This window comes from Candidatus Methylarchaceae archaeon HK02M2, assembly GCA_024256165.1.
In the GTDB taxonomy this organism is placed as follows: Archaea; Thermoproteota; Nitrososphaeria; order Nitrososphaerales; family JACAEJ01; genus HK02M2.
On record JAKLZG010000002.1, the window covers coordinates 20381 to 33531 of the forward strand.

The 13151-nt window shown below is 38.8% G+C and carries 12 protein-coding genes, 1 tRNA gene and 1 pseudogene; 7 read left to right on the forward strand and 7 right to left on the reverse strand.

The annotated features are described in order from the left end of the window. Positions 1-57 precede the first annotated feature (57 nt). Positions 58-1599 carry a radical SAM protein gene (locus L6N96_00130; GenBank protein ID MCP8322575.1) on the forward strand — a complete coding sequence of 514 codons (1542 nt, stop codon included), beginning with the start codon at positions 58-60 and terminating at the stop codon, positions 1597-1599. Between the two features lie 31 nt (positions 1600-1630). Here the strand turns inward: L6N96_00130 and L6N96_00135 are convergent. Beyond that, positions 1631-1718: transfer RNA gene (locus L6N96_00135), tRNA-Cys, on the reverse strand. Positions 1719-1932: 214 nt separating this feature from the next. On the opposite strand from L6N96_00135, the gene sepS reads away from it, so the two are divergent. Next, a complete protein-coding gene (gene sepS / locus L6N96_00140) occupies positions 1933-3423 on the forward strand; it encodes an O-phosphoserine--tRNA ligase (GenBank protein ID MCP8322576.1) in 1491 nt (496 codons plus the stop codon). Positions 3424-3499: 76 nt separating this feature from the next. Then, positions 3500-4351: a polyprenyl synthetase family protein gene (locus L6N96_00145; protein ID MCP8322577.1), complete on the forward strand. Its 852-nt coding sequence runs from the start codon at positions 3500-3502 to the stop codon at positions 4349-4351. Positions 4352-4360: 9 nt separating this feature from the next. Here L6N96_00145 and L6N96_00150 read toward each other — a convergent pair whose 3' ends face one another. Genes L6N96_00150 through L6N96_00175 form a run of 6 tightly spaced genes read right to left on the reverse strand, consistent with a single transcriptional unit; the run spans position 4361 to position 10430 of the window. Next, positions 4361-5914: an NADH-quinone oxidoreductase subunit M gene (locus tag L6N96_00150; protein ID MCP8322578.1), complete on the reverse strand. Its 1554-nt coding sequence runs from the start codon at positions 5912-5914 to the stop codon at positions 4361-4363. A 2-nt stretch (positions 5915-5916) separates the two neighbouring features. Further along, positions 5917-8019: an NADH-quinone oxidoreductase subunit L gene (locus tag L6N96_00155; protein MCP8322579.1), complete on the reverse strand. Its 2103-nt coding sequence runs from the start codon at positions 8017-8019 to the stop codon at positions 5917-5919. 6 nt (positions 8020-8025) lie between these two features. Next, positions 8026-9567, reverse strand: a complete 1542-nt coding sequence (locus tag L6N96_00160) for a hypothetical protein (GenBank protein ID MCP8322580.1) — start codon at positions 9565-9567, stop codon at positions 8026-8028. A 3-nt stretch (positions 9568-9570) separates the two neighbouring features. After that, positions 9571-9882: an NADH-quinone oxidoreductase subunit K gene (locus L6N96_00165; GenBank protein MCP8322581.1), complete on the reverse strand. Its 312-nt coding sequence runs from the start codon at positions 9880-9882 to the stop codon at positions 9571-9573. A 3-nt stretch (positions 9883-9885) separates the two neighbouring features. Further along, positions 9886-10188, reverse strand: a complete 303-nt coding sequence (locus tag L6N96_00170) for an alkaline shock response membrane anchor protein AmaP (protein ID MCP8322582.1) — start codon at positions 10186-10188, stop codon at positions 9886-9888. A gap of 5 nt (positions 10189-10193) precedes the next feature. Beyond that, positions 10194-10430, reverse strand: a complete 237-nt coding sequence (locus L6N96_00175) for an NADH-quinone oxidoreductase subunit J (protein ID MCP8322583.1) — start codon at positions 10428-10430, stop codon at positions 10194-10196. Positions 10431-10557: 127 nt separating this feature from the next. On the opposite strand from L6N96_00175, the gene ndhC reads away from it, so the two are divergent. The 4 genes and pseudogenes from ndhC to L6N96_00195 all read left to right on the forward strand — a co-directional run bounded on the left by ndhC (position 10558) and on the right by L6N96_00195 (position 12996). Beyond that, positions 10558-10947, forward strand: coding sequence for an NADH-quinone oxidoreductase subunit A (gene ndhC / locus L6N96_00180; GenBank protein MCP8322584.1), 390 nt, complete (start codon positions 10558-10560; stop codon positions 10945-10947). A 58-nt stretch (positions 10948-11005) separates the two neighbouring features. After that, positions 11006-11422: pseudogene (gene nuoB, locus L6N96_00185) on the forward strand (NADH-quinone oxidoreductase subunit NuoB). After that, a complete protein-coding gene (locus L6N96_00190; GenBank protein MCP8322585.1) occupies positions 11419-11895 on the forward strand; it encodes an NADH-quinone oxidoreductase subunit C in 477 nt (158 codons plus the stop codon). The pseudogene nuoB and the gene L6N96_00190 overlap by 4 nt, the downstream one beginning before the upstream one ends. A gap of 18 nt (positions 11896-11913) precedes the next feature. Further along, complete coding sequence (locus tag L6N96_00195) at positions 11914-12996, forward strand: NADH-quinone oxidoreductase subunit D (GenBank protein MCP8322586.1); 1083 nt, start codon at positions 11914-11916, stop codon at positions 12994-12996. Positions 12997-13151: the final 155 nt, after the last annotated feature.

Consider the following 13151-nt stretch of genomic DNA (forward strand, 5'->3'; position numbering starts at 1 on the left):
TTAAAAGGGCTGAAATACCGACTTATTTCCGAATCGGATATTCTTAGAGATGAGAACATGAACTTCATAAAGGAGACTAAAAGCATCTGCCCTGAATGCAACAAGGTTCTCCCAGCCACGATATTTGAGAGAAATGGCAAGGTTTGGATAGAAAAGAAATGTCAAGATCATGGAAGGATAGAGGAGTTATACTGGGGATCTTACGAAATGTATCAAAATGCCAGTAGATATAATATTAAAGGAAAAGGAGTCAGCAATCCCATCATACAAAAAGATGTTGTAAATTGTCCCTCTGATTGTGGTCTATGTAAAGAGCATTTAACCCACACAACTTTAGCAAATATAGTTGTTACTAATAGATGTGATTTGGCCTGCTGGTACTGCTTTTTCTATGCAAAAAAAGCAGGGTATATCTATGAACCTAGCTTAGATCAAATAAGAGAGATGGCGAAAAATCTAAGGAATCAGAAGCCAGTGCCTGGTAACGCTGTGCAATTGACAGGAGGTGAACCATGCCTTAGAGATGACCTGATAGAGATCATAAAGATAATAAAAGAGGAGGATATAGATCATGTTCAAGTAAATACAGATGGGATAAGGCTTGCAACTGATCCTATATTAGCCCGAAAAATCAAGGAGGCTGGCACAAACACAATCTATCTTAGTTTCGATGGTTTAACTCCAAATACCAACCCTAAGAACCATTGGGAAATATCCACAATTTTAGATAATTGTAGAAATGCAGATCTCGGGATAGTCTTCGTTCCAACCATTATTAAAGGTGTGAACGACCATGAAGTTGGAGGTATAGTCAAGTATGCATCAAAGAATATAGATGTGGTTCGAGGTGTCAACTTTCAGCCCGTATCTCTCACTGGCAGACTGACTAAAGCTGAGCGAGATAAGTATAGAATAACTATTCCAGATGTAGTACAAAGAATAGAGGAGCAGACCGATGGAGAGATAGCTAAGAATGATTTTTATCCAGTACCATGCACAGACCCTGTAAGCAAATTTGTGGAAGCTTTAACAGGAAGGTCCCATTATGAGCTTTCTGTTCATTTTGTGTGTGGTGCTGCCACTTATGTCTTCAGAGAAGAAGATAAGTTGATTCCCTTGACCAGATTTATAGATATAGATGGTTTTTTTAAATACTTATCAGAAAAAGCAGATGAGATAAATAAGGGCAAAAATAGATATTGGGTAGCTATAAAGGCACTATCAAAGCTCAATAAGTTCGTGGATAAAGAGAAGCAACCCAAAGGACTGAACCTATCAAAAATAATATTCAATGCTCTTTGGAAGCATAATTATAAAGCGTTGGGCGTGTTCCATCATAAAGCACTTTTTATAGGGATGATGCATTTTCAAGACAAGTATAACTACGATATCCAGAGAGTGGTTAGGTGTGGCATACATTATCTAGTTCCAGACGGTAGAATAATTCCATTTTGTGCTTTCAATGTTATCCCAGAATGGTATAGAGATAAAATCCAGAGAGAGTTTGGAATTTCTATTGAAGAATGGGAAAAGAGAACTGGAAGAAAGATCAAGGATGACCGTTACATCAGGAAAAAGCCAGAAATTATCGCGAAATGAATTAAGAATTAAGAATAATCGGAATTTCTAGAGCCGGGGGCAGGATTCGAACCTGCATAAAGCAGGTTTCTACACATGAACTACTGCAGCCTGCCGCCTAACCACTCGGCCACCCCGGCATTTACTCGTTAGATTTCAGCGTAAGATAACAGCGCTATAAACTTTATGTGGTATAATGTCTATATGTTATCGATAAATCAAGGATCGAGGTTGTAATTCATCTTGGGCAATTTGCTGATTTGAAATAATTTATCATCTTTGTTTTTTTTAAATAGGACCTTTAAAAGTAGATAATTAAATGGTTAAGTTGATCATATAAAGGAAGTGTATTTATTGTCTTCAAAATCAAAAAGAGTTAGAAAGCATATACTCTCAGATGTTCTTGAAAAGCTTAGGCATACTTATGTCGATCTTGGTTTCAAAGAGGTTTATAATCCTATCTTCATAGAAGAGAGGGATATCTATAAGCAATGGGGTAATGAAGCTCCAACTATACTAGATCGATGTTTTTATCTTTCAACATTACCTAGACCTGACATAGGAATCAACCAAGAGAAGCTAGATACTATTAAAAAATGGGTCGATATAGAACCTAAAAAGAAGATCATCTTACAAAAAGTCTTCCATAATTATAAGAAAGGTTTTTTCGATAGTGATAAATTGGTCACTAAAATTGCTGAAACTCTATCAATAAATGAAGATAAAGCTTTGATGGTTCTGAGTGCCTTCCCTGAATTAAAGCATAAAAGACCTAATGTCACAAATCTAACCCTTAGGAGTCATATGACATCAGGATGGTTTTTAACTCTAAAAGAGTTTCAAGATAAAGAGTCACTACCGATCAAGCTTTTTTCGGTGGACCTATGTTTCCGTAGAGAACAAGCTTTGGATGCAACTCATCTTAGAAGCTACCATTCAGCTTCAAGCGTCATCATGGATAGACAAGTAGATCAAGAGCAGATAAAGCAAATTGTTGGAGGGTTATTAAAGCCGTTTGGAATAACAGTGGTCAAGTATGAAAAGAAAAAGAGGAGCGCTAGCTATTATGAAAAGAATACCGAAACTGAGGTCTTTGTGAAGATGAAAGGGCAAAAAGACTGGGTCGAAGTTGCAGACTTTGGAATTTATAACAATGATGTCCTTAAAAAATATAGAATAATGTATCCAGTCTTAAACTTAGGTTTGGGAGCAGAGAGATTGGCGATGGTTATCTTTGGCTTTTCAGATGTGCGTAAATTAGTATATCCTCAGTTCTATGTCAAGATAGAACTTTCTGATGAAGAGATAGCCTCTTCTGTAACTATAGATAAAGTCCCTAAGACAGAAGAGGGGAAGAATATTCAACATGCAATAATTGAAGCGAGTGAAAAATTTGGAGATATACCTAGTCCTTGTGAACATACTGCATATGATGGTAAGATTCTTGGAAGGAAGGTAATACTAAAGCTAGTCCAGAGTGAAAAAGGGAAAAAACTTCTGGGAAGGGCAGCTTTTAATGAAATTGTGGCTTATGATGGCAATATACTTGGAATTCCAAAAAAAGATGTGCTTTCAAAAAAAGAGTTAATAAAAATAGCGAGAGATCAAGGGATTAAAACTGGAATTAGATATATCGATTCTTTGGCTGCAGCTATAGCCTACGATATTGAGGAAGCTATAAAGTCAGGTGAGGAAGGATTTGTTATGAAAAGGGCTATGACAAGTACTGCTGGGGACCTTAATATTAAAGTGAGAGAAGATGCATTGAAATTTATTACAAGTAAAAATAAAAGAATTGACTTAAGAGGTCCTGTCTTTATTGTGGCGATAGCTGAAATAGAATGATTTAGAGTCATTTACAGATTATAAAAATGTAAATATAGTATGATAGTAAACCCACGAATGATGGGGTTGCCTTTCTGTGAAGGATGAAAGCTTATTAACATTTAGTACTCTTAAGGAGAAGATGAAGGATTATCGCTCTCAGATAGAGAAGGCTTTAAATACAGAGTTAGAACATTATACACAATCTCACTTCTATAAACCTTTATGCTACGCTTTAAAGGGAGGCAAAAGGATAAGACCTATCATTCTCCTACTTTCAGCTGAGAGCATAGGCAGAAATGATGTTGAACCTTTATCGGCTGCGATAGCTATCGAGCTTTTACAAACAGAATCCTTGATTCATGATGACATTCTAGATGAAGAGATTCTAAGACGTGATAGACCAGCGTTCCATATCAAGTATGGTTTAGGTGCATCAATCTTGACTGCAGACTTTGTCTTTGGGATAATACTCGATATCGCTTTGAGATATAAGGATAAAAGGGTAGGAAAAGAGCTATCGTCAGTTGCTCTTCGCATGTGTGATGGAGAATTCCAAGAATTAAAGATTGATCCTAAAATTTATCGTTTGAGTTGGGAAGAATATCTAAACTTGATCTCTCAAAAAACTGCCTCACTTTTTGAAGCATCTGCAAAGATAGGCGGCATAATAGGTGGTGGGACAAATAATGAGATAAAGGCTCTTTCCAGTTATGGTTATTTCTTAGGCTTAGCTTACCAATTACAAGATGATCTACTCGATTGGAATAAAAAAGATAAAGCATCAAACGCTTTAGATATAAAGAAAGATCTCGACAAACTATCTTACTTAAAAAAGATGTCTGAGACATATATAATCAGAGCCAAGCAGAAGTTAAATTTATTGAGTAACACAAAAGCTAAAGAGCACTTATTCGATCTTGCTGATTTTATGATTTCGTATAGATAATGTTTTTAACTATAGGATTGGTATAAGACTACTCAATAATTCTGATAGAAATCCAGATGCACCTATGGCTACTAGTCCAGGATATATACCAAGAATTATTGCAAGAGTAGCAAGGATTATCATCGGAGCGAGCATGACTACAGACCCTTCCTTAGCATCTCTAGTTTTTTCAGTGGGTTGACCATAGAAGACTCTCCGCACAGTCCATAAGCCATAGCCAGCAGTTAATATCGAGCCAATTATTGCTAGAGACGTTATAAGAATGCGAATTGTATTCGGCTCGATAAGATAGCTAAAACCTTGAAGAGCGGTATACATAGAACCTGTGAAGATATATAATTCAGCCCAGAAGCCTATTATGAATGGAAAACCCATCAATCCAAGGAAACCAATAAGCGTGGCAACTGCTGTATAGGGCATCTTTGGACCAAGGCCACCAAGCTCTTTTATACTTCTTGTATTAAACTGATGGATTAAAACACCTGAAACCATGAAGAGTACAGCTTTAGCTAAACCGTGGCTTACATAAAGTAGAACTGCACCAAGAACACCTATAGTGGAGACTGATGCTATACCAAACAGCATATAGCCCATCTGGCTTATACTTGAGTATGCAAGGAGTCTCTTGATATCATCTTGTGCTAGAGCCATGTAACCTCCATATACCATCGTTACCAAAGCTAAAACAGATAGGATAAGCATGAATTGCGGTGTTTGAGTGGTGACAACTGCTGGAAAGCCTGTATAGACAATCCTTATCATTGCATATCCGCCAATTCCTATCATAGCAGGGGAAAGAAGTGCGCTTATTGGCGTTGGGGCTTCAGCGTGAGCATCTGGAAGCCATGTATGAAGAGGGAAAATCGCCATCTTCACGAATAAGCCTAATAAAATAGCTATTACAATAGCTAGTTGAGTACCTAAAGCAATTCCCTCAATGCCTTGAGATATTTCAAATATATTAAATGTGTTCGCTATGAAGCCTGTAGCGACTATTCCAGCGAGTAATGAGAGAGCGCCAGCTTCTGTGAACATGAAGTATTTGAATGCCACTCTCTCTTTCAGTCCTGTACCCCATATACCTATCAAAGCCCAAGATGGTATTAACATGAGCTCAAAGAATAGGAAGAAAGCAGCTAAATTCGTTACAAGAACAGTACCAATCATACCTGATGCATATAGAAGGTAAAGAGCAAAATATTTATCCAGAGCGTGCTCATGCGCCATATACTTTATTGAATATATAGAGATAACTGAACAAAGTATTGCTATAATTAAGGCTACAGGTGTACTGAGACCGTCTGCTCTTAAAGTGAAGTTACCAAGGCTTAAGGTTCCTATATCAGGAAGCCAAGCATATGAAGCTTCAAGCGCTTCAAATGTCGGGTCTAAGAATAACTGTAATTGAATATACCCTAAAAGACATGAGGAGTAAAGTAAGACTATGAATGATATCCAACCAGTCTTCTCTTTAAGGCGCTTACCACCGATTAAAGCAACAAGAGAAAAGGCAGCGGGTATGAGTATTGCCTGCATCAATATGAAGGAGTTGTCTTCGATCATATTCACCACGCAAAAACCATAAACATCAATATAATTAGGAAGATAAAGCCAAGGATCATGCCGATGACATTATAGTTTAGGAGTCCAGTGTGGCTTCTTCTAAAGCGGTTACAGAAGCCTTTTGCAGTATTTGCCAGCACATAATTGAACTTATCGATTCCATTTTTCTCTATATGATTCAAAGCCCATCTGCTGATGGAGATAGTAGGGTAGATAAAGACCTTGTAAAAGAAAGCGTTTATGTACCATCTTCTAAATAGAAAAGTCCATAGTGATTTTAACATAGGTCTAACTCCAACGAGATTAACTGGGTCTACAGATCGCTTTACATAGAGTCTATAAGCTAGCCATGTACCTATAGCGAGCATCACCAATGATGTTATTATCGTCATATAGACCGCCAATTCATGGGGTAATGCGCCCTCAGCTGCTGATAAAGATAGAGAGGAGTGGGTGTGTTCAACTCCTATCAGATTACCCAAATAACCCTCGAATATATTCTCTAACCAGATACCGATACCATTGTATGGGAAGATACTGCCAATGCCGAAAGCCAGCGTTATAGCAGCTAGGATAGCATATGGAAGCCACATAACTTTTGGTGCTTCGTGTACATGGTGACCTTCATTTTCTAATTCATGGATACGATCACTCTTTTTACCTAAAAAGGTTAAAGCGACCAGTCTAACGCTGTAAAAACATGTTATAGCAACCGTTATGGCTGCTAAAGCGAAAATTAGTGGTTGACCAGACAAGAGGGTAGACTCTAAGATCATGTCTTTACTCCAAAATCCACTAAATAGTAAAGGTACACCCATCAACGAGAAGGCAGTTAGTGACATGCACCAAAATGTTATCGGCATCTCCTTTTTTATTCCGCCCATATCATGTAGGAATCTTGACTCCACAGCATGGATAACTGCACCAGCTGTAAGGAATAAAGCTGCTTTAAATACGGCATGGCTCATAAGATGGAAGACCCCAGCCGAATAGCCTAGGGCAAATTCGAGAGTCGTACCAGCAACTCCTAGCGCTAGCATCATGTATCCTAGCTGGCTAACTGTAGAGTAGGCAAGGACCTTTTTAATCTCATTTGAAGCCATAGCTTGTGTTCCAGCAACAAACGCAGTTAATACACCTATCCATGCAATTACATAAAAGAATGATATCATCTCAGGGTAAATCGTTGAAGCTAAATGCATTACTGGGAACATTCTACCAACAAGGTATACTCCGGCATTGACCATCGTAGCTGCATGTATAAGTGCACTGACTGTTGTTGGACCTGACATGGCATCTGGTAGCCACTCCATCAATGGAAGTTGAGCTGACTTGCCTATAGGGCCACCGAAAAGTAAAATCGCAGCTGGAACCAAAACCCATATAAATTCATGAGGTAAGTGCTGAACCTCTTCAAGAAGCCCAATATAACTCAATGTTCCAGTGAAGGCAACTATTATCAAAGCGCCCAATAATAGGCTCAAGTCTCCAATTCTCGTTGTGATAAAAGCCTTCATCCCACAATGCGAGGGGGGATATGCTTCTGGTGGCTCTCCTACCCAACATTTAAGGTAATCTTCCTTTGAGTCCTTATACCAAAATCCTATCAAAGCATAACTACAGAGACCTACACCCTCCCATCCAAAGAGAGTTAAAATCAAATTTTCTGACATAACGAGAAGGATCATACTCCCAATAAAGAAATTCATGAAGAACCAGTACCGAGTCAGGCTTGTGTCTCCCTTCATATAGCCTAATGAATAAATCATTATCAGGAGGCTTATTGCAGCGATAACATTGGCCATAATAATACTGAGAGGGTCTATAAGAACACCCATATCGATCTGAGATAATATTGGAATACCTTCCAAATCGATCCAAGGCAGTACTTCCCACTTGGGTAAAGACTCTATCGTAAATAAAAGCGGAATGAGTAGGGCAGCCATAAGGAATGATAAGAAGGAGAAGAAGACAGCGCCATAGTCTCTTACCTTAGGATGAATCTTTACCAATATCGGGGTTAAGAGAGCACCTATCATCGGGAATAACCAGCATAACCAAGCTGGGAGTGTTTCTATTCCTATAGTAGGTGTTATTGGCTCCATTTTTCATCAACCCACTAATATGCCTAATAGCGATCGGGCAGCTACATCTGCAAAATTGATAATCTCAAAGGGCCAACATCCAATAATAATAGTTATCAAACCTAATATGACGATAGGGATAACCATCAAAATAGATACTTCATGAATTCCTTTTATCCTTGGTTTAGGGTCTCTTAACATTACGCGTTGTAGAAGCCACAAATAATAAGCCGCAGCAAAAATGCTATTGAGTACAACGATACTTGTGACGATAACCATAAAGGAATTTTCCAGTATTGAATAACCCGCGAGTATTATGAAGAGCTTGCTCCAGAATCCACTCAAAGGTGGAACCCCGGCTAGCGTCAAGAGCCCTATCGAGAAAGAAGTTCCTGTCCAAGGCATCTTCTTCCCAACACCTTCCAACTCAAGTAAGTCTCTAGTACCAGATTTATGTATGAAGCAACCAGCACCAAGGAACAAGAGACCCTTGCCTATAGCATGGTTAAATATATGGAAGATGGCACCCATTAGAGCCAAAGCAGCTATACTTGAGCCACCAACACCATAAACATGTAAAGCATATGCGCCCACTCCAAAGCCGAAGATGATGTAGCCTATATTGACAATACTAGAATAAGCTAGAAGGCGCTTGATATCTCTTTGAAGAAGAGCCATGAAGTTAGCCACAGTAATCGTGATGATACCAAATAGTATCAAGGCAGTTCCAAAGTCAAAAGCCGTTGGGATAAATATCGAGAAAAGGATTCGCGCTATAGCATAAATACCGGCTTTGATCACAACGCCAGATAACATTGCACTTATCCCACTCGGGGCTGCAGGGTGAGCGTCAGGAAGCCAAGAATGGAACGGTACTATCGCGCCAGTTACACCAAAACCCACTATTATTGTGGCGATGATGAAGTATGGTAATTGTGGAGGATAAGTTTCCAAAGTTGGGATTATAGATGCTAGTTGGGATATATTCAAAGTTCCAGCCAAACCATAAAGGACTGACATTGCGTATAAGGCTGTTAGTGATCCTATGGTACTCATGACAAGGTATTTGAAGCTTGCCTCTATCGCCTCCCAGCGGTACTTTTTAAATGCTACCAAAGCGTAAGAAGAGAGACTCATAACTTCCCAAAAGATGAATAAATTAAATAGATCTCCTGCAAATGAGATTCCAACTAGACCTGCAACCAGAGTCATAAGTAAGGAATAATATTTATCAAGACCAGTGTCAGCTTCCATGTATTTAATCGAGTATATCGAGATCAAGAGGCCCAAAAGAATAAAGAGCAATGCCACAAAGATGCTAAATTGATCAACAAAAAAGTCTACACCAATTGGAGGTACAAAGGGACTGAAAGAGTAAGTAAGTTGTCCAAGTATCTGAACCTCCATATAGATACCTAATGCGCTATACAGCGATAATCCGAAAATTATGACAGCTACAGTTTCCCTAAACTTTTCAAATTTAATGCCCAAGAATTCTGTTATTGGAAGTAAGAGAGCGCCTGCCAAGAGTATAATAATGGGTTGTAAGACTATCCAAGATTCAGACATGATTTACCACTTCAATTTACTTAGCTTTCTAAGGTCTGCAGAGCCATAAAGCCTGTAAGCTTGGATCACTAACATCAATGCTAAACTGGCAACAGCAGCACCAAGGACTATCGAGATTACGACGAAATACTGTGCTAGAGGTATCAATTTTGGATCGAGTAACGTAAATGCCAAAAAATTCAAATTAACACTTGCTGTGATAATTTCAAGACCTATAACCGTTCTTACCATATTTTTCCGAATAGCTATACCGTAAATTCCTATAATATACAAAAATATTGCAGTCATAACGTATAAAGTGAAATCGTTGATCATAATTTATTCCTCCTCTTCGAATTCCTCCTCTACATATCCTTCAGTAACAGATTCTTCAACAGGGAGCTCAGAACTTTCAGTCCGAAATAAGATAGAGAGGCCCACGATTGTAGCGAAGATGGCAAAAGCAAGGAAGATCATATCAAAAAATCTATACCCCCAAAAGATAGCAAATAGGTCATCAATAAAAGGAGGTGGCTGGGCAGGAGTAGGTACGAACAATGCTATAGGGAGGATCAAAGGCATAAGAAATATGATAAAGAAAACGACAGTGATTGCGCCAAGAAACCTTCCTATCTGAGACATGCTCCTCACCACTTTTTAATCGTGTGCAGAGTTACCAAGATCAGAATTACTATAACTCCTGCGTAAATAAGGATCTGAAAAGCAGCAGCGTAAGGTGCGCTGAGCATTATGAAAAGAAGAGCGACAAAAATGCTCATAAAGAGAAAAGAGATAACAGAATGGATTGTTCTTTTAAGTTTGATGGAAAGGAAGGCTGTAAATAGAGTCAACCCAATTAATATAAATTCATAAATTTCAGCCATAGATAGCCCCTACCATCCACTCCCTGATGGGAAAATTCTAGGAATTTAAATCCTTTGTTTTTGCTTTTAATCAAAAAGTTTAATAAAAAAGCATTAAAACGTCGTATGGAGCTGAGGGGGACAAGGGATGGATTCAAATTACTTTGATTTATTGGCTTTGACGATATACTTCATTCTGTCGGCTGTAGTCCCTATAGGTCTTTACAGTGCAGGTTTACTTTTAGGCGAAAAAAAGCCAAGCACAGAGAAGAACATGTCATTCGCTTGTGGACAAGTACCAGTGGGAGAAGCACATATGAGGATTACAATACAATATTACCCTTATGTACTCATATATGGTGTATTTACAGCTTTTGCGATCCTCATGCTTGTTTCTGCGCCGGGATTAGCTGACCTTGAATTGAAAACAAAGTTGTTTGGTCCGATAGGGATTCCGTTCATAACAATAGGCATATTGACATTGGTGGCGTTAGTTGCATCAGATGCCTTAAGACGTTTCAAGTTATGGAGGAAGTAAGTTGTTTCCAAAAATAAGAAATTGGCTCATGAGTATAAAATTTCTTCGAAAAATATTCAATTGGGGCAGGGCATGGTCACTATGGTCTGTACATTTAGAGACAGGATGCTGTGGTCCAGAAGATATGGGAAGGGCATGTTCTAGGTTCGATACAGAACGTTTCGGTACACTTCCTTTCCCTAGTTTGAGAGAGTGCGATCTGCTATTTATAACAGGTTTGGTTACAAAGAAAATGGCGAAAAGGGTGAAGATGATATATGATCAAATGCCAGAACCAAAGTATGTAATAGCTTTAGGAGAATGCGCGGCTACAGGCGGATTCTATTGGGACTCATACAGCGTTGTTCAAGGTGTTGATAAGGTGATACCGGTCGATGTGTATGTACCGGGGTGTCCTCCAAGACCTGAAGCTTGGATTCAGGGAATACAGATGCTACAAGAAAAGATCAAGAAAGAAGGAATTGATGAAAAATGAGTGGAAATACAGTAGAAGATCAAGTTGTTGAAAACGTAAAGGCCAGCTTCCCTAATGATGTATTAGACACTGAAGTTCAAAGAAAGGGAAGAGTATCGATATCTGTAAAGAGGGATAAAATCTATGATCTAGGAATATTTTTGAGAGATCAGCTAGGATTTGACCATATAGCTTCAGTTTCGGGTGTGGATTACATAAATGAGAAGGAGATTGAAGTAATTTACCATGTCTGGTCGATCGATAAAAAGATTTTAATTGGTTTGAGAACAAGAATCCCAAGGGATAACCCAGTTCTAAAGTCCCTCATTGGAGTATGGGAAGGGGCGCTCTATTTTGAGAGGGAAACATGGGAGATGTTTGGGATAAAGTTCGAGGGGCATCCAAATCTGTCCATACTACTTCTTCCTGAAGATTGGGATGGAATACCTCCATTAAGAAAGGATTTTGTCCTCCCTAAAAAACCTCAAGAGTAAAATGGGGAGTTAAAGATTATGCCTGTTATGAGATTGAGCATGGGACCGCAACACCCAGTAACAAGTCATTTTAGGTTTCTGGTTGATGTTGATGGTGATGAAGTCTTAAACTTTGAATGGGATGTAGGGTACACACATCGAGGAATAGAGAAGTTAGTAGAGAACAGAATATATCTCCAGAATATACCTGTTGTCGAGAGAATCAATAGCTATTGTGATGCCATTGGTACAACTCTTGGATATGTTGAGGTTGTAGAAGAGTTAATGGGTGTGGAGATACCCGAGAGGGCAAAGTATCTAAGGGTTATTGTAGCTGAGCTGAATAGGATCGCAAGTCACCTATATGCTGTATGCCTGGTAGGCATTTCAGCCGGGTTTGAGACTATGTTGATGTGGTGCATAAATGAGAGAGAATTGATATTAGACTTACTAGTTCAACTATCTGGTCAAAGAATAACCTATACATATCCTACAATAGGTGGAGTCCGCTGGGATATGCCTGATGGGTTTAAAGAAGAAGCTTTGAAAAGGCTCGACTATCTTGAGAAGAGGCTTGAAGATTATTATAAGATGATGGCTTGGAATCGTACTTTCGAGATGCGCTTTAAAAACGTAGGTATCTTAAAACCTTCAGATGCGATAAGATTAGGGATAGTTGGACCTAACCTTAGAGCTTCTGGAGTGAAGGCTGATGTCAGAAAAGATGAACCGTATGAAGTTTATGATAGGTTCGACTTTGAAGTTCCCATAGGCAAGAATGGAGATTGTTATGATAGAGCGTCTATGAGATTAAAAGAGATCGAACAAAGTATAGTCATTTTAAGGCAAGCATTAAAAGAAATACCAGAAGGCCCCTTAAAAGTAGGAACCCCGCCAACCGCACCTAAAGGAGAAACCTATAGCAGGGTTGAATCAGCTAGGGGAGAGTTCGGTTACTATCTCATAAGTGATGGAAAGAGCAAGCCTTACAGATTGAAAATCAGCACACCTTCTTTTAGAAACCTTCCAGCACTACCTCATCTATGTAAAAATATACCGCTTGGAGATATACCCGTTATATTCATAACTTTCGATTATATACCGTTGGATGTGGATAGGTGAGAAGATGCTAGGGTTAGGTTTTGCCGAACTCATCGAACTTTTCCTAAAGGTTTTGATCTTTCCTGGGACAGCATTTACCTTGCTGTTCTCTATAATCGTTATATGGTTTGAACGTAAATTCCTAGCAAGGATGCACCTAAGAATAGGGCCCCTTC